Origin of the sequence: Limnospira sp. PMC 289.06 (assembly GCF_032350395.1) — a bacterium.
GTDB classification, from domain to species: domain Bacteria; phylum Cyanobacteriota; class Cyanobacteriia; order Cyanobacteriales; family Microcoleaceae; genus Limnospira; species Limnospira platensis.
Genome location: NZ_JARPLC010000018.1, coordinates 35,015 through 55,767, shown reverse-complemented (window position 1 = coordinate 55,767; position 20,753 = coordinate 35,015). Strand labels below are relative to the sequence as shown.

The following is a 20,753-nucleotide window of genomic DNA, read 5'->3' as shown; positions in this document are numbered from 1 at the left end:
ACTATTCATCCCCTCCCTGCAAGCGAGGAAGGGGAATTCCGCAACATTTTGTTAAAATAACTAATCCACTATACTCGGATAATCTCGATGGCACAGACTCTACTTTTTAATGCACTGCGTCAAGCCACTGACGAAGAAATGGCTCGCGATCCTGCTGTATTGGTTCTAGGGGAAGATGTAGGTCACTATGGTGGTTCCTACAAAGTGACCAAAGACTTGCATAAGAAATATGGGGATCTGCGAGTTCTCGATACCCCCATTGCAGAAAATAGTTTTACAGGGATGGCCGTTGGTGCGGCTATGACCGGACTGCGACCCATCATCGAAGGGATGAACATGGGATTCCTGCTGCTCGCTTTCAACCAAATTGCTAATAATGGTGGAATGCTGCGCTACACTTCCGGGGGTAACTTTAAAATGCCTTTGGTAATTCGTGGACCCGGCGGGGTGGGTCGTCAATTGGGAGCGGAACACTCTCAACGCCTAGAGTCCTATTTCCAAGCGGTTCCCGGTCTCAAAATTGTCGCCTGTTCCACTCCCTATAATGCTAAGGGTCTGCTCAAGTCCGCAATTCGGGATGATAACCCGGTTTTGTTCTTTGAGCACGTGCTGCTGTATAACCTCAAGGAAGATCTACCGGAAGAGGAATATTTGGTTCCTCTTGACCAGGCGGACATTGTGCGATCGGGTAAGGATGTGACGATTCTTACCTACTCTCGGATGCGACATCATGTGATGCAGGCAGTCCCGGCTATGGTGAAACAGGGTTTTGACCCGGAAGTGATTGATTTAATTTCCCTCAAGCCTTTAGACCTGAATACCATTGGCGAGTCGATTCGGAAAACTCACCGCGTGATTATTGTGGAAGAGTGCATGAAAACCGGGGGAATTGGGGCGGAACTGACTGCCTCGATTAATGATAATTTCTTTGATGAACTTGATGCTCCTGTGTTGCGACTTTCCTCCCAGGATATCCCTACGCCCTATAATGGGATGTTGGAAAGGTTGACTATTGTACAGCCGGAACAGATTCTCGAAGCGGTTCAGAATATGTTATCCCATCAGGTGTAGCTCCATGGGTTCCGCGTCTGGACTTCTGGGTTGGGTTGGGTGCAGTTCCATAGCTTTCCTGGTAGTTCGACGTGGGATCAGGTTTTAATGGTAAAATGAGTCGTTAATCTTTCCCGATTTTGAATTCAGTATGCGAAAACAGCGATCGCTCCTTTTCCTGATCTTGCTCCTGGTTATCACTTCCCTGATTATCTTGGTCCGGGTTCCTATTCGCCTGGGACTAGACTTGCGGGGTGGTTCTCAACTCACGATTCAGTTGCAAACCTCTGATGAGGTGCCACGCATTGATGAGCGGGTTTTGGAGGGAGTTCAGAGTGTCATCGAAAACCGTGTAAACGGCTTGGGTGTTTCGGAAGCTGTCGTGCAAACTGTAGGAGAGGATCAGATTCTGGTGCAACTCCCTGGTGTCAGTGACCCAGAACAAGCGGAACGGGTTCTGGGAGGGACTGCTCAGTTGGATTTCCGGGAACAAAGACCGGGGACGGAGGGAGAGCTGTTTGCAGAAATACAGGTGAATCGAGCATTAGATGCTGAGTTAAGACAGGCGATCGCCACCGGAGACGATGCTAGACTCGAAGAACTCCTCCAACAACTCAATGAAAGTAATCAGGCGATCGCCTCGTTATATCAAGAACCTATAATTCGCGGTCAGCAGCTACAGGATGCCTTCCCACAACCTACTCAGGGCGGCAATGGTTGGGAAATTGTCCTGCGCTTTAATAATGAAGGTGGCCGAAATTTTGCCGAACTGACCAAAAATTTGGCAGGGACAGGACGCACTATTGGCATCTTTTTAGATGACAGTCTGTTAAGTTCTCCCACCGTTTCCGTGGAATTTGCCGATACCGGAATTACCGGGGGAAGTGCCGTAATTACAGGCAATTTTACCGCCGCCGAAGCTAACGATCTCGCCGTACAACTGCGAGGGGGAGCCCTTCCGGTTCCGGTGGAAATTGTCGAAAACCGCACCGTTGGCGCAACTCTGGGACGTGATAGCATTCAGCGCAGCATTTATGCCGGCAGTGGTGGCCTGATTTTGGTGCTAATTTTTATGGTGGCTTATTATCGCCTACCAGGGGCGATCGCTGATGTCGCTTTGGTGGTTTACGCCTTATTTACCCTAGCCATTTTTGCCCTCTTGGGAGTTACCCTCACCCTACCCGGAATTGCTGGGTTTATCCTTAGTATCGGTATGGCTGTTGATGCTAACGTCCTGATTTTTGAACGCACCCGCGAAGAACTCCGGGCTGGAAAAACTCTCTATCGTTCCGTAGAATCTGGTTTTTATCGGGCTTTTGGCAGTATCCTGGATGGAAATGTTACCACTGGTATTGCTTGTGTGGCTCTGTTCTGGCTGGGAACTGGACTCGTCAAGGGATTTGCTCTGACTCTGGGCTTGGGGGTGGCAGTGAGTATGTTTACCGCTGTTACCTTTAGCCGCACTCTCATGTTTACGGTGATTAGTTTACCTGAGTTCCGCAAGCCTGAATTATTTTGTCCAAATATTCCCAAGACTAATTAGGTTTGATGGTTTTTCTTAACTCTTGTGTTGCTCCTAAATTGTGGCTTGATCTGGAACTATGACTTTTAGTGTGACAAAACGGCGATCGCTTTGGTGGATAATTTCGGCGGCGGTTATCCTCACCGGAATAGTGGGGATGTTACTTTCCTGGACTAATCCTGATATTGGCGCACCAATACGCCCAGGACTCGACTTTGTGGGAGGAACTCGCCTCCAGTTGGAACTTGATTGCACTGTTGCTGGTAATTGCGATGGCCCCATTGAGATTAATCAGGTGCGGGAAGTTTTGCAGGCTCAGGACTTGGGTAGCAGTTCCATTCAACTTTTGGATAAAGACCCCATTCAACGCGATCGCCAAATTGTTTCCGTTCGTACTAAAAACCTCAATGTTGATGAACGAACTCAGCTAGAAGCAGCCTTACGAGAGGCGATCGGAGTTTTTGACCCCCTCGCTACCCAAATCGACACAGTAGGACCAACTCTCGGCCGTCAAATCTTTACTTCTGGACTCAAAGCCTTACTGGTCGCCTTTGCTGGAATTACCCTCTATCTAACTTTCCGGTTCCAGTTTGACTATGCAGTATTTGCATTTGTCGCCCTATTCCATGATGTTATTCTGACTATGGGGGTATTCTCCATTTTCGGTCTCGTTTTTGGCTTAGAAGCCGATACCCTCTTTTTAGTAGCCCTCTTGACAATTATCGGGTTTTCTGTTAATGACACCGTGGTAATTTACGATCGCATCCGGGAAATCTTGAAACAAATGCCTGATGCTTCTACCGGGGAAGTGGTGGATAATGCCGTTAATCAGACCTTGGCGCGATCTATCAATACCACAGTTACCACCATACTACCCCTGTTTTGTATTTTCCTGTTTGGCGGGGAAACTCTCAAATATTTCGCCCTCACCCTGATTATAGGCTTTATTGCAGGTTCCTACTCTAGTATTTTTATTGCTAGTACCCTCCTGGGTTGGTGGCGCGATCGCCAAGCCTCTAAATCAACCATTGTCCCTAATGATGAACCTCAGCCAGTGTCCAGGGAAAAATAAATAATTACAGTCCCATGTCCTATCCTGAACCCTCATTAGATGATCCAGTCCTGAAAAATCAAATGAAACGACTCCACGAGTTGATAGTTTGGAGTCGCTGGCTGGTGATTATCCTATTATGGTTAGTTATTGGCTCACTGAGTTTGTGGGGAATGCGATCGGACATTTCCCTACTCATGGAACATTTTACCTGGGCTACAGTCCGCCATGGCCTATTTCATAATCGCCTATCTGCGATCGGTTTAGGTATATGCTTAGGAATGACTACCAGCACCTTACTTTGGCAAAGTCGCAACATTCTCATCGGTTTCCCCCCCAGTTATCGCCAACGCCTAGAAAGACAAGTCCTCAAAATTCGCCAACAGGGTTCAACTCATCCTCTGTGGCGGTGGGTAATTAATAATTATTAATAATTAGCCCCAATAACTCAGCAGATCAACTACCACCACAAGACTCTCTGAGAATTATTTGCCATCAGTTTGTATAAATTATTACAATTAACCATTTTTGTCAAGTTATGCTTCAGTTAGTTAAGAGATTTGTAAATCATGTGAAATCTTGTGTAATTTGATGGTTGATAGGGTGAGTTTGAGTTATGGTTAACAGTATAAAGAAAAAATAAAGGCGGCCACCACAAATTTAAAATTAGTGTGAACAGGCTGCATATCTAAGACGCTCACCCACTCCCGGTTTTGGGGAGAAAATGAACAAACCATAAGGAGGTCTTATGACTCCAACAATGCTCCGTCAACTTTGGTCTTTAGTTGAAAATACCCAACCTTCACAGTTAGTAAGCCTGGATGATGATAGCCTGGTTCAGTGCTTGATAGGTCGCCTAAAGAGTCAGTCAGGCATCAATGGTCATGATTGGGATATGTTGGATGAGTATATCAACTCTCGTATATCTCTAATTCGTGACCTAGCCGAGGCTCGTCTGTCTGGAGAATCAATGGCTTAATATTCGATTAGGGACGGAGTATGGTGTGCGATCGCTCTATATATTACCCCCCCACAATTTCCCCGAAGATCGCGATATATAGCCAATTTATGTCAAACTCCCTTGAAATTGTCCACGAACGATATCGCCAAATTAAGGTAAGTTTATGAAAATTGTCAACTCCCTTCTCAGGCTGTTGTAAGATAGTCCTGTCCTCGGGTTGCCAATTAATTGGGCTCTCCCTCTTCTCCTAAGTCTCCCTGATAGGTGCAAACCTTAATAGTGGGTGGCTTAGTGGCGATATGTAAACCGATTCAAAGACAATTCAAAAACTATGGGTAAACGAGGTTTTCTATTATTGGTAAGTTGCTTGTCAGCCTTATCACTCACAGCTTGTGAACCCGGAGGATCTCCAGGTTCTGACGGACTAGCCGCCGGAGGCAGCGGTCAAAGTCGCCTAAATGTTGTCAAAAACCGAGGAGTCCTCATTTGTGGGGTAGATGGTGGTATTCCTGGCTTCAGTTTTGTTGATCAGAGTGGCGAATACTCTGGCTTAGATGTAGATGTCTGTAAAGCCGTAGCAGCAGCCTTATTTGATGACCCTAATGCAGTTCAGTATCGGAACTTAGATTCCACAGAACGTTTTGAAGCCATGAGAGCCGGGGAAGTAGATATGCTTTCGCGCAATACTACCTGGACTCTCAGCCGTGATACATCTGTAGGGATGGAATTTGCCCCTACCACATTCCATGATGGTCAGGGTATGATGGTTCGCGCAGATAGTGGAATTACCAGCTTAGAAGATTTTCAGGATCGCGCCGTCTGTGTAGAAGCGGGAACTACCACCGAACTTAATCTTACTGATAATATGCGCGAACGGGGTATCACCTTTGAGACCGTGACATTCCAACAGGCTGACCCCGCCTATGCGGCTTATGCTGAGGGTCGTTGTGAAGGTATGACCTCTGATAAATCTCAACTCCTCGCTCGTCGCAGCACCCTTCCCAACCCCAATGATCATATTATCCTGGATGTTACTATGTCTAAGGAACCCCTCGGACCTGTAACCCTCAATAATGACTCAGCTTGGTTTGATACCGTCAAATGGGTGACATTTGCTTTGTTTGAAGCCGAAGAACTAGGAATTACTCAAGCTAATGTCGAAGAAATTGCCCAAACTAGCGAGAATCCTACCATTCGCCGTTTTCTTGGCGTGGAAGGGGATTTAGGTACAGGAATGGGTTTAACTAATGATTTTGCTGCTAGGGTGATTAGGCACGTCGGAAACTATGCGGAAGTTTACGATCGCAATTTAGGTGCAGGTTCCCAGTTTAATCTTCCTCGCAATGAAAATGAGCTATGGACTAATGGGGGTTTACTCTTTTCTCCACCATTCCGTTAATGACAAAAATTAGGTGAAGGGTAGGATCTTATTAGTTGAGGCGGTTTTTTCGACTACCAAAACTGATCCACCTTTCATCTATCATGGTCAAGCTGAATAACATCACAGCAGCTTATGGGGACATATCAAGATGAAATTTGTGGATGAGTATCGGGATTTGGAATTGTCCCAAAAATACGCTCAGGCGATCGCATCTATTACTAGCCAACCCTGGACAATCATGGAAATTTGTGGGGGACAAACCCACTCCATTGTTAAATATGGCATTGACAAGTTATTACCTGAACAAATTACTTTAATTCATGGCCCTGGATGTCCCGTCTGTGTGACTCCCATTCACATGATTGATCGCGCTGTTGAAATAGCCACCCTTCCTAATACTATTCTCTGTTCCTTTGGGGATATGTTACGAGTCCCTGGAACCGAAAAAGACTTGCTTTCAGTTAAGGCTATGGGGGGAGATATTCGCATCGTTTATTCCCCTTTAGATAGTTTAAAAATTGCTCAGAATAACCCCGACAAACAGGTGGTATTTTTGGCGGTCGGCTTTGAAACTACAGCACCCGCTACAGCTATGGCGGTTTATCAAGCCAAAGAACTCTCAATTGAGAATTTTTCGATGCTGGTTTCTCATGTGTTAGTTCCTCCGGCGATCGCGGCTATTTTATCTAGTTATAACTGTCTAGTACAGGGGTTTTTAGCGGCTGGTCATGTTTGCACAGTGATGGGATACACTGAATATGAGCCGATTGTAAAAAAATATAATATTCCCATTGTTGTGACTGGTTTTGAACCTGTAGATATTCTTCAGGGGATTTATCTATGTATTAAACAGCTAGAAGAGGGACAAGCTACATTAGAAAATCAATACACTCGTTCGGTACAAAGAGAGGGAAATAAGACGGCACAAACCATTATATCACAAGTATTTGAAGTAGTCAATCGTCAATGGCGCGGCATAGGAGAAATTTCCGAAAGTGGTTTAGGGTTGCGATCGCCCTACGCGGAATTTGACGCAGAAAATCGGTTTAATTTGTCACCGCCACAACCGGATAATTATAGCGAATGTATCAGCGGTGAAATTATGCAGGGAATCAAAAAACCCCATCAGTGTCCCGCCTTTGGAAGCCGCTGTAAACCAGAACATCCCCTCGGTGCGCCCATGGTTTCTTCGGAAGGCGCTTGCGCCGCCTATTATCGTTACCGCCACCAGGGAGAAACCGAGTTATTACAGTAGGGTGCGTCAGACACCAGAAACCATCAGAAAAACCCGATAATTTATTTCTGACGCACCAGAATACTTGTTCGGAAATAGCTTAAAATATTACCCTCACCCTAAATCAGAATTAATTAATAATTAATAATTAATAATTAATAATTAATTATTGTAGGGGCGGGTTCTGCTGTCAATTCTCAATTCCCCACGACGATATTAATAAACCCGCCCTACCCCACGGGGGAATTACTTGGAAAGGTATTAGATTATTAGACCAATTATATAGTAGGGTGCGTCAGACAGGGAAAACCAGGAGAAAAACCCGATAATTGATGACTGACGCACCAGACCAATTATAAAGTGAGGATTAAAATTTTAATTGATAGGTAAAATGTCTATCAGGTGTTCCCCTGGAAATAAGTCAATTCCTAAAGCTGATTTGATTAAATATAGCAGCAGAAATATGATAGCACTAATCATCAGGTTTAAGCCGATGAGCAATAAGGAAGCGGCTATGATATTAGCAATTTTATGGGCTTGGGTAAAGAAAGGCGATCGCTTTTTTTGTCGGCGTTCCTTACCCACGAAAACCACCACATAAAACCGATCTATAATCAAATCGACAGTAAATCTCAGATCGACAATTTTCGAGGAAGGTTGGGGTATAGCTGCATCTAAAGTTTGCCGAATTTCTGCCAGTTGTTGGGGGTTAAAACTTGCCAAAACTTCGGGAGTCATTTTTTGTAAATATTCATCAGCATTTGGGGGTTGAATCCGAGGTAAATTTCTCGGATATTGTTGAGATTTCCTGTTCATATTAAATCATCCAACCTAAGCGAAAAATTACCGAACCGACTATGAAAGCGACCCCCGGGATACCCAGTAGTATATAAAAAAGGCGATCGTCATTTAAACCCACCGTAGATAGGATAGTGCGACCCCATGCTAAAGCCATAATTAGCAGTATAGAAAAAGCCCATAATCCCATTAAAATCATCGCCCAAAGGGGTGCATTTTGGAATGGTAAATCTGGCAGCCACACCGTTGGCCATGTCTTGAGAATAGTGCCAATAAACATAATCAACACTAGCCAAGCATTCGCCAAAACAATAGCTTCTTCCCCGACCTTAGCCAAATGTAGGATAACCGCGAAAGTGATTAACCACACCAACCAGGGAACCTCAAACGCCGCCAGGAACCACCCAGCCACAGTATAGCCCAAAAATAAAGTGATAGTATAGATCCAAAATCGGGGATAGCTGTAAAATTTATCAGCCACAGTGTCTTTAACAGTTATCACGATATTGTATATTATACAAGAACATCTGAGCAACAGCAAATTTCAGCCAATTAATTAACCCATGGAAAGCAACCCCGACTTTAATTTAACCTGTCCTATTCCCATTGACAACTATCCCCAAGTTTTATTAGCCCACGGTGGTGGTGGACGATTAATGAATCAATTAATTGAGCAAATGTTTCGTCCCGCCTTCGGCACATCATCAGATATTCCCCATGATGCAACCACCCTGACTTTAACGGGCAAAAAAATCGCAATGACCACAGATTCTTATGTGGTTAATCCCCTATTTTTTCCAGGGGGAGATATCGGTTCAATGGCAATTTATGGAACTGTGAATGATTTAGCTATGGCGGGGGCGCGTCCTTTATATCTTAGCGTGGGATTTATCCTCGAAGAAGGACTACCCATGACCACTTTATGGCAAATCATTCAAAGGATGCAAATGGCAGCTAAAGGGGCTGATATTCAGATTGTTACCGGGGACACCAAAGTAGTAGATCGCGGCAAGGGAGATGGCATATTTATTAATACAGCAGGAATTGGAATTATTGAACATGAATTAAGGATTTGTCCTGAGTCTGTACAGCCAGGTGATATCATCTTAGTTAGTGGTGATTTAGGTCGTCATGGTATTGCTATTATGGCAGTGCGTGAAGGGTTGGAATTTGAAACCACAATTGAGAGTGATTCTGCACCAGTGGCTGACCTGGTTTTAGAATTATTAAATGCAGGGGTAGAAATTCACTGTTTGCGGGATTTAACTAGAGGTGGTTTAGCTAGTGCTTTACATGAAATAGCGACAGCCAGTAACTTACAAATGGAAATAGACGAGAATCAACTACCCATCCGGGAAGATGTCCAAGGAGCCTGTGAAATTCTGGGTTTTGACCCTATTTATGTAGCGAATGAAGGTCGTTTTGTGGCTTTTATACCTGCTAAGGATGTTGAAAAAACCTGCTCAATTTTAACTGCCAAAAATCCCCAAGCGTCTGTGATTGGTCAAGTTCAAGACAAAGCTGGGGGATTAGTGACTATGCGAAGTAAAATCGGATCGACTCGCATTGTTGACTTACTCAGTGGGGAACAACTACCCCGCATCTGTTAAGTTAAACTCTTTCATGGCTGGAATAAAGTTGGCGTTTTCATGGTTAGAACGACTGAGTTTAATCAATGCAAAACGCTGGATAGGTGTGAGTTTTTCCCACTGTTCTACAGAAATTTGTAAATGGGTTTCGGCGGCTTTATTTTGGACGGCTTCAGGAACTTGACTAGCATCTAACCAAGCTGGCTGTGAATCAACTGGCAAATCTTTTAGGGGTATATCTGTATATTTACTCGCGAAATCTTGCAGTAAATTACGATAGGTATTAATATCGTCTTGGGTTTCGGTTGGCTGTTGTACTAATTGTTGACGCACCGACAGGGGAAATTGATTCCAGTGGGCTAGTTTTAATTTAACCCCACAGGTATCGAGTTTGTAGCGAACCGCCATAGGAATACAGCGTAGAGAAGAGACAAAATCATCCTCAAATTTAAACAAGTGACTCATTATTTACCTATTAGAAGTTGACCTACAAAAAATTGACTTCTGCGCCAACAGATTGACTTTGGATAAAATCAGCTAACCACCGTCTAACGTGATAGGTAGCGCGACAATCATCTTCATTATAACGAACGATCGCATCTAATAAAGTGCGATCGCCTGTTTTTAACCATTCCTCATACCAACAAACACATTGCGCGCCATTAGCCTTAGCATCTCGCCACTCAAAACCCATCCAGCGTGCGATCGATTTTAAGGCGTAGCTTTCCACAGGTAATGTGACGGTTTCTACAATTTGATAATGAACATCAACTAAGCGTTTAATCAAAGGTCGCCACAAATAAGATGGAGTCTGATACAGTTTAGCCAAACGGCTAATAGTTTTGGCTTCATAGTCGCAAAAGTGGAAAATTGGCGCAATGGGATATCGCCACACGAGGGTTAAAAAATGCTCCCAGGCTATTTGTTCATCGGCGGTAGTTTCGGCTAATAAGGGATAGAATTTTTCCCTTTGCGATCGCCTATCAACTACCAACACACCATGAAGATAATCTAAGTTTAGATCCGGCTGTGCTTCAATATCAAAATATAGTTCTACAGGTGATTGTAACCAAAAGGGATCTGGCAGATATTTATGGCTGGTTTTTGTCGATAGTTTAACATTAATAATATCATCAATATTTTGCTTGAGAATGGCTTGATTTTTCCAAACAGATTCAGCTTGCCTAATTACTTGGACAGCGACACCATTATCAAACTCTGGATAAGTTTGGAGGATTTCGGGTTGAGTTTGTGCGAGAGACTCAACACTGGTCAAATTTAAACTATTAAGGCGAGTTTGACGAATGGGGGTAATTCCTGGTAATAAACAGATATTTTTTTGGGATTTAGCAATATCATGGCAGTTAGTATACCATTGACAGAGACTGCATTTTTGGCGACTGATAAAAATATCCGGTTCCTGAGCGTTTTTGATCAGAGTCAGATAATCCTGGACAATTTCCCGCATTTGAGGAAGTCGCTGTTTTAGGTCTACGGAATAAGCACCGCGATCGCGTAATAGTAGGATGACTTCTTCTGGCATTACCCCTTGAATAGCCGCCAATATTTCCCCATGAAATACGGCCACAATTTGATAATCAAGTTTGGGACGTTTTCCCAGGCGGATATCTTGGGGAATATACAGCCAATCACCAAACTGAGAAACTCCGGGTTTTTTGACTAATAAATCTGGGCGACTGAGATAAGTTACCTGTTCAGGAAGTTGGTCAAAAAAGGAGCGATCGCCATAATCCGCAGCCGGGGAGGAATGGCTATGATATAACAACACCCCACGGTAAATATAATCTACACCCTGCCGCATCAATTCTAGGGTAGCTTGCATTCCGGCTTCCCAGTCTTGTGGGGGATATTTAGGCTGTGAATAAATGCGATCGGCAATGATAGTTTTTCGATAGGAGACGCTATCAGCTATCAATTTACGGAGAAAATCGCTAATGGGTTCTTTTTGACTCTGATCGCCGTAGACATCCAAAAAGGCCCGTCGATCGCAACGTTGGTAAAATAGAAGCTGTTGATCTTCGATCAGCATTAATATTGGTGAGGATGGGCAAGGTAAATTTATGATTATAGGCTATGGTAGCACCAATTCCGATAGAGATGGGTTAGTTGTTGAAAATTCATGGTAAAAGTGGAACTACAGGCGATATCTGATAGAAATGAACAAGCGATTAGAAACCCACCGACAAAATTTTCCAGCTCTGGAGAATAAGGCATATTTTAACTATGGGGGACAGGGACCCTTGCCGCAAGTCTCGATGGATAAGATTATCAAATCCTATCAGTTTGTCCAGGAGTGTGGTCCTTTTTCCCAAAAGGTAAATAGTTGGGTTCAGCAGGAGTTAGGCTTAACACGGGAGGCGATCGCCTCTGAGTTAGGGGTACCTTCTGCCACTATTACCCTGACGGAAGATGTGACCGTAGGCTGTAATATTGCCCTATGGGGGATTGATTGGCAACGGGGAGATCATCTGTTAATCTCGGATTGTGAACATCCTGGGGTAGTGGCGACGGTAGGGGAATTGGTGCGGCGGTTTCAGATAGAGGTGTCTGTGTGTCCGCTGTTGGAGACTTTAAATGAGGGTGATCCGGTAGAGGCGATCGCATCTCGAATCAAATCCAACACTCGCCTGGTAGTAATTAGTCATATCTTATGGAATACAGGACAGGTTTTGCCTCTCACCGCGATTATGCAAGCCTGTAAAGCCGCTTCAGGAGGGGTTAGGGTATTGGTGGATGCGGCGCAGTCTGTGGGGGTTCTGCCGTTAAATTTAGGGGAATCTGGAGTAGATTTTTATGGTTTTACTGGTCATAAATGGTTATGTGGTCCAGAGGGTTTAGGGGGTTTATATGTCAGTCCTGATGCGGTATCAGATCTGAGTCCTACTTTTATCGGCTGGCGGGGTATTGAAGTTGACGAAAGGGGAACACCGACTAATTGGAAATCTGACGGAAGACGCTATGAAATAGCGACCTCAGCTTATCCTTTGATGGTGGGTTTACGAGAGGCGATCGCTATTCATCACCAATGGGGAACCGCCACCGAACGTTATCAACAAATCTGTAATCTTAGTCAATACCTATGGGAATGTTTATCAGAACTTCCCCAAATTGATTGTTTACGCACTTCTCCACCAGAATCGGGTTTAGTATCATTTAAAGTTACCCAAAGTCTCCCCCACCCCCAGATAGTCAAAGCCTTGGAATCGGAAAATATTTTAGTGCGAACTATCCTCGACCCTGACTGTATTCGCGCCTGTGTTCATTATTTCACTCAGCGATCAGAAATTGATGAACTGATTAGTTGTCTGGCTAAAATATCGGGTGGCGGCTAATTAGAAAGGCGATAGATCCTCATGTTTCAGCGGTATCAAGATGATAGACATACTCTATTTCATGGAGATGCAATTCAGATTTTATCTAGTCAAATTGCTGCTAATTCTGTGAATCTGATTTTTGTAGATCCTCCCTACAATATAGGGAAGAAATTTTCCAATTTTCATGACCAATGGAATTCTGAAGAAGATTATATCAATTGGTCATATCAATGGCTTGATGAATGTGTCAGGGTCTTGAAACCTAACGGAACATTATATGTAATGACTAGCACTCAATCTATGCCATACTTTGATATTTACTTGCGGCAAAAAATGTCAATTCTTAGTCGTATTGTCTGGCATTATGATAGTTCTGGAGTGCAAGCAAAGAAATATTTTGGGTCTATGTATGAACCGATACTTCATTGCGTGAAAGACCAGAAAAATTATATTTTCAATTCAGCGGATATTAAAGTGGAAGCCCAGACTGGCGCACAACGGAAATTAATTGATTATAGAAAACCAGTACCTACTCAATACAACAGCGAAAAAGTACCGGGTAATGTCTGGTATTTTCCCCGTGTAAGGTATCGCATGGCAGAATATGAAAATCATCCGGCACAGAAACCCGAATCATTGTTAGAAAGAATTATTCTAGCAAGTACGAATAAACATGATTTGGTACTTGATCCCTTTGCTGGCACTTTTACCACTGCGGCTGTAGCTAAACGCTTAGGACGATTTTCTCTGAGCATAGAATCTCAGGAAGAATATCTTAAAATTGGTCTAAGGCGGGTTTTAGGATGGCAAGAATACCAAGGAGAAAAGCTATTACCACCATCAAAAAATCAGACCAAAAAAAATACAAATTGTCCCCAAAATCAATTCATTCAACCGAGTATTTTTGATGCCGATACTACAGCATGACTTCACCTTAAAGATTATCGAAATTCTCAATTATCATTTTCCCAATCAGGGAGATAAAGTTTTGATAAATAGTGAGTTTTTGCCATATCTAAATATTAAAACAAAAGCGGCTAATCGAGGCTCTAAATCACGGGCTGGATTTGCTAATCACTATGCTATATATGTATTAGTTGAAGACTATCTCAATAATAAATTTCACATTATAGGTGGCTATGATGATTATGAAGGGGCTCAGTTTATTAATCTTTTACAGAGACAAAGACAACTTCCCTTTGGTAATAAACTACAAAATCATGCCCTGAATCATCGACTAAATCAGGAATTTAAAAAATACTTCCCCACTTTATCTTATGTACCGGTAATCAGGGATACAAAAACTAATAGATACTGGATAAATGAAAATCTGCTTCAGGTTGATATAAATGGTAATAAAATCAACATTGCTGAGGCAATTATAGATATTATAGATGCTTTTGTGATAGCCAGAAGACAGGCTTTTAGTCAGTTTATTATCTATTGTAAACAGATGATTGATATTCAGAAGCAAGAACCTTTAAAAGCCATTAAATTTATTCGCAGTTTGTTAAACAAGGATATAGATGCCAGAGTTTTTGAGATGGTCAGTTATGCGATTTTAAAACAGTATTACGGAGAACAAAAAATCTACTGGGGCTGGTCTCCTCATAGTCTAAATACTGAATATTTAATTTTGTATAAAACTGGTAGGACTAATGCGAATGATGGTGGTATAGATTTTGTGATGAAACCCCTAGGTAGATTCTTCCAAGTGACAGAAACTATTGATGCTGGTAAATATTTCTTAGATATTGATAAAGTACAGAGATACCCTATTACCTTTGTTGTGAAAACTGAACAGCCACCGGAGGAAGTTTTAGATCAAGTTAGGAAACAAGCTACAGCCAAATATAATATAAAAGCTATTGTTCAAAGATATTTAGAGTCTATAGAAGAAGTCATCAATATCCCCGAACTTATGCACCGTTTTGATGAAGTTTTAACACAAGGAAAAGCACCAGATGTAATTGAGGAAATAGTTATACAAAGTCGTATTGAGTTCAACCTGGAAACTGAGGAAAATGCTCTGATCGATTCTCAAGATGATGGGAGACTAATTTAATCAAGTGGCTGGGTGCAAACTGTGATCTAATGATGATTATTGCCTCCCATATCAAAATCTAAGATAACCATTCTGTTTGCTGCTGGAGACAGGCGATCGCTATGGTAGTTTCCACCTGGTCAAATTCTTGGTAAAAACGGCTAACACTCAGGAAAACTTCTGGTGTGGCTAGGATAATTAGTCGATCGCATAATCTTTGTAAAGAATTCACCAACTCCACAGGTGCGAGGGGAACACAAATCCAAATAGCGCCTGGTTGTTGCGATCGCAAAGCCTTAATCGCCGCCACCATAGTCATACCCGTAGCAATACCATCATCAACTACTATAATTAAATTATCCTTAACCGAATTATAAGGACAATAGGCGGCGAATTCCTGCCATTGATTATAGGCTTTTTCTTGTGCGTCACGCAGAATAGAATGGCTTTCCCAAAACTGGCTAGGACGACGGTTAGACCAAATCACATAACCATCAGCAGTAACAGCCCCTAATGCTAACTCGGGATTATCTGGCTGGGTGATTTTTTTAGCTACAATTACACTCAGGGGACAAGCCAAACGGCGGGCTATCGGTTCAGCCACGGGTAAACCCCCCCTGGGTAAAGCATACACCAACGGACTCATAGCCCCCAGGGAGTCGGCGGTAATCTGATCGATAACTACCTTAGCTAGTTCCTCCCCGGCATGGGTGCGATCGCGAAATAGTGGGTTAGGGAACATAATCGGTTCATCCTTAGCAGTCCCATTAGATATATAATGACTGGTGTGGCTCATAGTTGCAACTATCCCAGTTCAGCATATACCAGGATTTGAACTTTTACTTAGAAATTCATGTCTAACCAAGACCAACAACTCAGCCTGTTCGATATTCTTAGTGTTAATCAAGACCCATTACAATCCCCTAAGTCGGTAGATTTTGACCTAGAAGAAATTCCCCAAAATGCCAAGACTCCCATACCGCCGGGAACCTATCAAACTCTCGCACAAATTGCCGATCATTGTAATAGGTGCTCGCGCTGTGAACTTGGAAAAAACCGCACTCATGCTGTGATTGGTCGAGGGAACCCCACCGCCCCCATTATGATTATCGGAGAAGCACCAGGACAACATGAAGATGAACAAGGTCTTCCGTTTGTCGGTAGATCTGGAAAACTTCTTGATAATATTTTAGACTCCGTAGGACTGAGTACAGATACCGAAGTTTATATTTCTAATGCTATCCGCTGTCGTCCCCCGGAAAATCGCACCCCAACCGCTTCAGAACTCCAAGCCTGTAAGCCTTATCTATTAGAACAAATCCGCCTCATTAATCCTCAAATTATCCTCCTAACTGGGGCGACTGCAGTTAAGTCTATTCTAGGAGATAAACGCCCGATTACTAAAATTCGCGGTCAGTGGTTTCAGTGGGAAGGTCGTCAATGTATGCCGATTTTTCACCCTGCATACCTACTCAGAAATTCCTCGCGAGATGTTGGTAAACCTAAATGGTTAATGTGGCAGGATATGCAAGTAGTACGTCAGAGGTTAAATGAGATCCAATCACATTAATTTGACTATAAACCCCCCCACACCCCACCCCCTCAATCGGGAAATTACATAAATTTTACTAATTTATACGGCTAGATAGATTTTATTTTTAAAATATTGTTAAGAATTAATACAATTTTATGGCAAATACCTCGCAAAAAGTTGACGAGATTATGGGGGTTATGGTATGCTCAAGGAAATCGCACCCAAGGGCTTACTGTGTCTATTTCCAAAAATAAAGGCTAAAACCCTTATTTTGTCGCGGTTATAATTATTATCTTACCAAAAAATAAAACTGGCGATGCACGAGTTTTGGGGTTAAAAGCGGGGTCCATTTTTCGGCTTATTGACAAAAACGCCATTTTGTGCATATACAGTTACAGAGACAGATCCCCCACCCTAGACGAGAGGGGGGGGAATACGCTCTAATCCTGTTCTAGCCACATTTGCAGCATAGCGGTAGGGATGTAGATAGTAGGGTGATTAAACATATTTCGGATCGCCTGAGTTCCCTGAGACTTAAAAAGCATCTGTAAACGACGCTTGAGGTTAGGATACTGTCGCAAAGCCTGGGCGATCGCCTCTTCAGCCTCAGCATTATTCTTAGTATTTTGTGCGACATGATCAAGTAGTTGTTTAACCTCGCTCTGTAGGCTTTGTGTAGTATCTTCTGGCTTAGGTGCTGCGCCATTAGTGCGGCGAACAGCTTGACCATTAGTGCGGGAAGATTTGAGACTTTTAGCTGTGGAAGTAGGTTGAGGTTGAGAAGAACCGCCGCCCCAATTTTGAACAGCCGTCGCCACATCAATACCCGTAGTTTGGCGCAACTCTTCCAAAAACGCCGCCATTTTAGAAGCTGTATTCCCTTTATTAGCATCAACAATAGTCACATTATCAACAGTAATTTCAGGAACAGTAGAAGCCATAGTTTTTAGTAAGACTTCCAACTTCTGATAAAGGAAAATTTCCCTAGCATTAGGACCGGCTGCTTTCCAAGACTCAGCCAGTCGTCGTGTCCCTTCAGCTTGTGCTTTCCCATCTTCAATAATTTGGGCAGCATCCCCCCGCGCCCTAGCGATCGCCTTTTTACATTCCGCCTCTGCTGGTGCGACCACATCAGCTTGTAGTTGCTGTTCTACCTGCTTAATCCTTTCTTTTTGAACAGAGACCTCAGCCTGAGTCCTAGCCACCTCAGCCGCTGTTTCCGACTCCGACTCTGCTACCACCGCCGCCCGTTTAGTCATAGCATCAGCCACCCGGCGTTCAGCTTCCGCCTTAGATACCTCTACCTCAGTTTCCAACTTTTTCAACTGAGTCATTTTATGATTTTCCGCAGTACGGATAGCAGCATCAGCCTTAGCTTGTGCTTCAGCGACACGAGAATCTCTAAACAATTCCGCCCGTTGTTGTCGTCCGATGGAGTCAAGATATCCCACGTCATCAGAAATATTTTGAATTTGGAGAGTATCTAAAATCAGCCCCAGTTGTTCTAAGTCATCCTCAGCTTCTTCGAGGAGACTTTTAGCAAAAGCCAATTTATCCCCATTAACCTGTTCAGGAGTAAGGCTGGCTAATACCCCGCGCAGGTTTCCTTCCAGGGTATCTTTAGCAATGCGTTCAATTTCCTGGCGAGTTTTCCCCAACAAACGCTCGATCGCATTATGAATTGTGGGTTCTTCCCCAGCAATTTTAATATTCGCCACCCCATCAACCTGTAAAGGAATGCCTCCTTTCGAGTAAGCATTAGCCACCTTTAACTCAATAATCATATTGGTTAAATCCATGTGAAAGGCTTGTTCTAGCAGGGGTGTCCGAATGCTGCTACCACCTTTCACCAGGCGATATCCCACAGTGCGATCATCTTGTGTAGGGCGACGACCTCCGGCAAAAATCAACACTTCGCTAGGCTGACAAATATAGTAGAGATTGCGGATAATAAATACAGTCGCTCCGGTTCCTAAACCCAGGGCTGCTAATAAGGCGATGATAATTTCCATAATTCCTGTACCTGTGTTTGGTTGCCATCAAATTGACTAATTGTTATTTAATTTCTGCTTGTTATGTTCCCCCAAAGTCCTAGATACATTAATACCCAAAGTGCGATCGACACTTTCGAGGAATTGGCGGAAAATTTCGGGATAGGCGCGAACCAAACCAGCGATCGCTTCCCCGTCTCCACTATCAATAACATTGACATATTCCAGACTAACCCGGCGGGGAATTTGGGCAGCTTCGCGCAAGACCATCTCAATTTGTTGTAAGTAAAACAGTTCCGATGCGTCGTCGCCCATTTCCTGCCAAACTGCGTTAATCAGGTCGTTTACTTCCGCCGCCGCGCGGGAATTTTCCGCTAAAGCGGCCGCATTACCTCTGGCTTGCAGTTCTCTGGCTTCTCGCTCCGCCTCTGCAGGTAGGACGGTATCAGCTTCGAGTCGCAACCTTTCCAACTCAGCGCGGACAGTTTGCAGGAGTTGTTCAGCCCTGGCGCGGGCTTCTTTACCAGCAGCTATGGTGCGTTCTTCTTCGGACCTAGCTTGTTGTTCAAGTTCGGCGCGAATTTTCCGCAGTTCGTTTTCTTTTTGTTGAACAAAGGTTCTGGCTTGGCTTAGGGCGACTTCCGATTGGCGACGACAGTCGGCTTCTACCTGTTCAGCTTGAGCCACAGCGTTAGATTCGGCAATTTCGGCATCTCTGGCAATGAGAGCAATTTCGCGGCGACCGATGGAGTTAAGATAATCGACATCATCGGAGACACTCTGAATTTTGAGGGTGTCTAATTGTAATCCTAATCTGGCTAAATCCCTGGAAACATCCTCAGCGATATGTTCAGCGAACCGTAGGCGGTCTTCGTTAAGCTGTTCAGGGGTGAGGGTGCTAACAACTCCCCGCAGGTTTCCTTCTAGGGTTTCGCGAGCAACGCGGGAAATTTCGGAGCGATCGCGGTCTAAAAATCTTTCGATCGCATTTCCGACCACTTCAGGATCGTTGGAAATTTTCACATTGGCGATCGCTTGAATATTTAGGGGTGTTCCCCCTTTGGAATAGGCGTTTTTGACTTCAACGGGAACTGGCATTGTCCGCAAGTCCATAGTTTTGACAGTTTCCAGAATCGGAATACAAATAGCCCGTCCGCCGAAAATCACCCGATAACCTACCTCTCGTCCGTCTTTGGTACGGTGTTTGCGACCAGACAAAATCAGGACTTCGCTGGGTTTGCAAATCTGCATAAAGACGTTGAGAAACCAGATTAAAACCAATACTCCAAAAATTGATAGGGCTATGGGTAGGGCAGTTATAATCTGATCACTTAGCTGATTTGTGTTTCTTCCTGGAATGGGAATTTGTGCCTGGGCTACCTCTACGACTATTTCTTGGTTCTGTTTGTCTAAAGATGCAACAAATTTCTGATTCATAGTTTTTCCCCCAAAAGGGTTTGAGCAAACATTTAAAAGGTGAAATGTCGGATCTCTACTACCGCTTACCCTGACTTGGGACTTGTCGATTATGCTTCTGAGACTCCGAAGGATGCTTCTGAGACCACCAAAACTTTATTTTTCTCCATTCCTACCACAAAAACGCGATCGCCCTGGGAAAATTCCTGATTTTCTTCAGTAATTGCGCTCAAATACAGCACCGACCCTCCGGCGCTGAGGCGTACTTTTCCACGACTGTCTCGATTAAAGGGAATTTCCACGGTGGCCCATAGACCAATTAAATCATGGGATTGAACTAAACTGTTAGCTTGTTGCGATCGCAGAATATCAAAGACCCACACGACAGCGGTTCCGCAGGACACCCCAATAGCGATCGCTGCTGTAGCCACAAAAGCCGGGGTTAAGTCGGGGTTCAAAACTGACATAATTGTTCCGGTCAACCCAAAAAAGCACACCCCAAAAGTCCAGAAGCGCACACTCCCAAAAGGCAGCCTTAACCGCAGATTTTTTCTTTTGGATCTATAGCTGGGCTGGTTTTCGGTCTCACCCCTGCCATGTTCTAATTCTACATCGCTATCAAATTCGCCCTCAAACTCTACACCGTCTAATCCCTCCACAGCGGCTAATATGACACATACTCCACCCACCGTTAGACAGACAATATATAGGGTTATCATAAATTCATCCCCAGAGTATTAATGCTTAATATGTAAATTGTACCTAAAAATACTTGCTAGGGTCTTAGTCTGTCGGTACTACTGCACCATTCCCCAGGGGCAGGTTCAACAAAACATTCCTGGGGAAT

Annotated in this window: 20 protein-coding genes; 12 read left to right on the top strand and 8 right to left on the bottom strand. The window is 43.8% G+C overall.

Translation table 11 applies throughout. From position 1 onward, the window contains the following. Positions 1-87: 87 nt before the first annotated feature. The 7 genes from P5674_RS06520 to hypD all read left to right on the top strand — a co-directional run bounded on the left by P5674_RS06520 (position 88) and on the right by hypD (position 7,220). Positions 88-1,071 (top strand): alpha-ketoacid dehydrogenase subunit beta, encoded by a 984-nt coding sequence (locus tag P5674_RS06520; RefSeq protein ID WP_006616827.1) that lies wholly within the window; start codon positions 88-90, stop codon positions 1,069-1,071. Positions 1,072-1,201: 130 nt separating this feature from the next. Continuing rightward, entirely contained in the window at positions 1,202-2,593 is a 1,392-nt protein-coding gene (gene secD / locus P5674_RS06515; protein ID WP_014277396.1) for a protein translocase subunit SecD, read from the top strand. A gap of 58 nt (positions 2,594-2,651) precedes the next feature. After that, positions 2,652-3,644, top strand: a complete 993-nt coding sequence (gene secF / locus P5674_RS06510; RefSeq protein WP_014277397.1) for a protein translocase subunit SecF — start codon at positions 2,652-2,654, stop codon at positions 3,642-3,644. A gap of 14 nt (positions 3,645-3,658) precedes the next feature. Beyond that, positions 3,659-4,054 (top strand): hypothetical protein, encoded by a 396-nt coding sequence (locus P5674_RS06505; protein ID WP_006616824.1) that lies wholly within the window; start codon positions 3,659-3,661, stop codon positions 4,052-4,054. A 317-nt stretch (positions 4,055-4,371) separates the two neighbouring features. Next, positions 4,372-4,602 carry a hypothetical protein gene (locus P5674_RS06500; RefSeq protein ID WP_014277398.1) on the top strand — a complete coding sequence of 77 codons (231 nt, stop codon included), beginning with the start codon at positions 4,372-4,374 and terminating at the stop codon, positions 4,600-4,602. A gap of 313 nt (positions 4,603-4,915) precedes the next feature. Beyond that, on the top strand, positions 4,916-5,983 hold the full coding sequence (locus P5674_RS06495; protein ID WP_006621910.1) for an amino acid ABC transporter substrate-binding protein: 1,068 nt from the start codon (positions 4,916-4,918) through the stop codon (positions 5,981-5,983). Positions 5,984-6,113: 130 nt separating this feature from the next. Beyond that, the gene (gene hypD, locus P5674_RS06490) at positions 6,114-7,220 is read left to right on the top strand and encodes a hydrogenase formation protein HypD (RefSeq protein WP_006621911.1); all 1,107 of its coding nucleotides are present in this window, start codon (positions 6,114-6,116) and stop codon (positions 7,218-7,220) included. Positions 7,221-7,574: 354 nt separating this feature from the next. Here hypD and P5674_RS06485 read toward each other — a convergent pair whose 3' ends face one another. Together P5674_RS06485 and P5674_RS06480 are read right to left on the bottom strand one after the other, a co-directional pair. Further along, positions 7,575-8,015, bottom strand: coding sequence for a hypothetical protein (locus P5674_RS06485; protein ID WP_006621912.1), 441 nt, complete (start codon positions 8,013-8,015; stop codon positions 7,575-7,577). Position 8,016: 1 nt separating this feature from the next. Continuing rightward, positions 8,017-8,499 carry a hypothetical protein gene (locus P5674_RS06480; protein ID WP_006668883.1) on the bottom strand — a complete coding sequence of 161 codons (483 nt, stop codon included), beginning with the start codon at positions 8,497-8,499 and terminating at the stop codon, positions 8,017-8,019. Between the two features lie 61 nt (positions 8,500-8,560). Between P5674_RS06480 and hypE the strand changes: the two genes are divergently transcribed. Further along, the gene (gene hypE, locus P5674_RS06475) at positions 8,561-9,607 is read left to right on the top strand and encodes a hydrogenase expression/formation protein HypE (protein WP_006621914.1); all 1,047 of its coding nucleotides are present in this window, start codon (positions 8,561-8,563) and stop codon (positions 9,605-9,607) included. Here the strand turns inward: hypE and P5674_RS06470 are convergent. Then, positions 9,590-10,051 carry a nitrate reductase associated protein gene (locus tag P5674_RS06470; protein ID WP_006621915.1) on the bottom strand — a complete coding sequence of 154 codons (462 nt, stop codon included), beginning with the start codon at positions 10,049-10,051 and terminating at the stop codon, positions 9,590-9,592. The genes hypE and P5674_RS06470 overlap by 18 nt on opposite strands. 22 nt (positions 10,052-10,073) lie before the next feature. Next, positions 10,074-11,636 (bottom strand): TM0106 family RecB-like putative nuclease, encoded by a 1,563-nt coding sequence (locus tag P5674_RS06465; RefSeq protein WP_315669869.1) that lies wholly within the window; start codon positions 11,634-11,636, stop codon positions 10,074-10,076. Positions 11,637-11,763: 127 nt separating this feature from the next. Here P5674_RS06465 and P5674_RS06460 point away from each other — a divergent pair, with 127 nt between their 5' ends. Genes P5674_RS06460 through P5674_RS06450 form a run of 3 tightly spaced genes read left to right on the top strand, consistent with a single transcriptional unit; the run spans position 11,764 to position 14,986 of the window. Then, positions 11,764-12,939 (top strand): aminotransferase class V-fold PLP-dependent enzyme, encoded by a 1,176-nt coding sequence (locus P5674_RS06460; protein ID WP_315669868.1) that lies wholly within the window; start codon positions 11,764-11,766, stop codon positions 12,937-12,939. Positions 12,940-12,960: 21 nt separating this feature from the next. Next, entirely contained in the window at positions 12,961-13,848 is an 888-nt protein-coding gene (yhdJ, locus tag P5674_RS06455; protein ID WP_014277405.1) for an adenine-specific DNA-methyltransferase, read from the top strand. Next, a complete protein-coding gene (locus P5674_RS06450) occupies positions 13,829-14,986 on the top strand; it encodes a hypothetical protein (RefSeq protein WP_014277406.1) in 1,158 nt (385 codons plus the stop codon). The genes yhdJ and P5674_RS06450 overlap by 20 nt, the downstream gene beginning before the upstream one ends. A gap of 58 nt (positions 14,987-15,044) precedes the next feature. Here P5674_RS06450 and P5674_RS06445 read toward each other — a convergent pair whose 3' ends face one another. Then, complete coding sequence (locus P5674_RS06445) at positions 15,045-15,761, bottom strand: phosphoribosyltransferase (protein WP_006620238.1); 717 nt, start codon at positions 15,759-15,761, stop codon at positions 15,045-15,047. A 57-nt stretch (positions 15,762-15,818) separates the two neighbouring features. On the opposite strand from P5674_RS06445, the gene P5674_RS06440 reads away from it, so the two are divergent. Continuing rightward, the gene (locus P5674_RS06440; RefSeq protein WP_006620237.1) at positions 15,819-16,535 is read left to right on the top strand and encodes a uracil-DNA glycosylase; all 717 of its coding nucleotides are present in this window, start codon (positions 15,819-15,821) and stop codon (positions 16,533-16,535) included. Positions 16,536-16,939: 404 nt separating this feature from the next. Here the strand turns inward: P5674_RS06440 and P5674_RS06435 are convergent, their stop codons facing one another. From P5674_RS06435 to P5674_RS06425, 3 genes are all read right to left on the bottom strand, one after another. Next, positions 16,940-18,511, bottom strand: a complete 1,572-nt coding sequence (locus P5674_RS06435) for a flotillin family protein (RefSeq protein ID WP_014277408.1) — start codon at positions 18,509-18,511, stop codon at positions 16,940-16,942. A gap of 36 nt (positions 18,512-18,547) precedes the next feature. Continuing rightward, positions 18,548-19,927: a flotillin family protein gene (locus tag P5674_RS06430; RefSeq protein ID WP_014277409.1), complete on the bottom strand. Its 1,380-nt coding sequence runs from the start codon at positions 19,925-19,927 to the stop codon at positions 18,548-18,550. Between the two features lie 89 nt (positions 19,928-20,016). Then, entirely contained in the window at positions 20,017-20,625 is a 609-nt protein-coding gene (locus tag P5674_RS06425) for a hypothetical protein (protein WP_006620234.1), read from the bottom strand. Positions 20,626-20,753: the final 128 nt, after the last annotated feature.

Coding starts and splice junctions, on each gene's coding strand:
- P5674_RS06520 (WP_006616827.1), top strand. CDS start 88: ATGGCACAGACTCTACTTTTTAATGCACTGCGTCAAGCCACTGACGAA.
- secD (WP_014277396.1), top strand. CDS start 1,202: ATGCGAAAACAGCGATCGCTCCTTTTCCTGATCTTGCTCCTGGTTATC.
- secF (WP_014277397.1), top strand. CDS start 2,652: ATGACTTTTAGTGTGACAAAACGGCGATCGCTTTGGTGGATAATTTCG.
- P5674_RS06505 (WP_006616824.1), top strand. CDS start 3,659: ATGTCCTATCCTGAACCCTCATTAGATGATCCAGTCCTGAAAAATCAA.
- P5674_RS06500 (WP_014277398.1), top strand. CDS start 4,372: ATGACTCCAACAATGCTCCGTCAACTTTGGTCTTTAGTTGAAAATACC.
- P5674_RS06495 (WP_006621910.1), top strand. CDS start 4,916: ATGGGTAAACGAGGTTTTCTATTATTGGTAAGTTGCTTGTCAGCCTTA.
- hypD (WP_006621911.1), top strand. CDS start 6,114: ATGAAATTTGTGGATGAGTATCGGGATTTGGAATTGTCCCAAAAATAC.
- P5674_RS06485 (WP_006621912.1), bottom strand. CDS start 8,015: ATGAACAGGAAATCTCAACAATATCCGAGAAATTTACCTCGGATTCAA.
- hypE (WP_006621914.1), top strand. CDS start 8,561: ATGGAAAGCAACCCCGACTTTAATTTAACCTGTCCTATTCCCATTGAC.
- P5674_RS06470 (WP_006621915.1), bottom strand. CDS start 10,051: ATGAGTCACTTGTTTAAATTTGAGGATGATTTTGTCTCTTCTCTACGC.
- P5674_RS06465 (WP_315669869.1), bottom strand. CDS start 11,636: ATGCTGATCGAAGATCAACAGCTTCTATTTTACCAACGTTGCGATCGA.
- P5674_RS06460 (WP_315669868.1), top strand. CDS start 11,764: ATGAACAAGCGATTAGAAACCCACCGACAAAATTTTCCAGCTCTGGAG.
- yhdJ (WP_014277405.1), top strand. CDS start 12,961: ATGTTTCAGCGGTATCAAGATGATAGACATACTCTATTTCATGGAGAT.
- P5674_RS06450 (WP_014277406.1), top strand. CDS start 13,829: ATGCCGATACTACAGCATGACTTCACCTTAAAGATTATCGAAATTCTC.
- P5674_RS06445 (WP_006620238.1), bottom strand. CDS start 15,761: ATGAGCCACACCAGTCATTATATATCTAATGGGACTGCTAAGGATGAA.
- P5674_RS06440 (WP_006620237.1), top strand. CDS start 15,819: ATGTCTAACCAAGACCAACAACTCAGCCTGTTCGATATTCTTAGTGTT.
- P5674_RS06435 (WP_014277408.1), bottom strand. CDS start 18,511: ATGGAAATTATCATCGCCTTATTAGCAGCCCTGGGTTTAGGAACCGGA.
- P5674_RS06430 (WP_014277409.1), bottom strand. CDS start 19,927: ATGAATCAGAAATTTGTTGCATCTTTAGACAAACAGAACCAAGAAATA.
- P5674_RS06425 (WP_006620234.1), bottom strand. CDS start 20,625: ATGATAACCCTATATATTGTCTGTCTAACGGTGGGTGGAGTATGTGTC.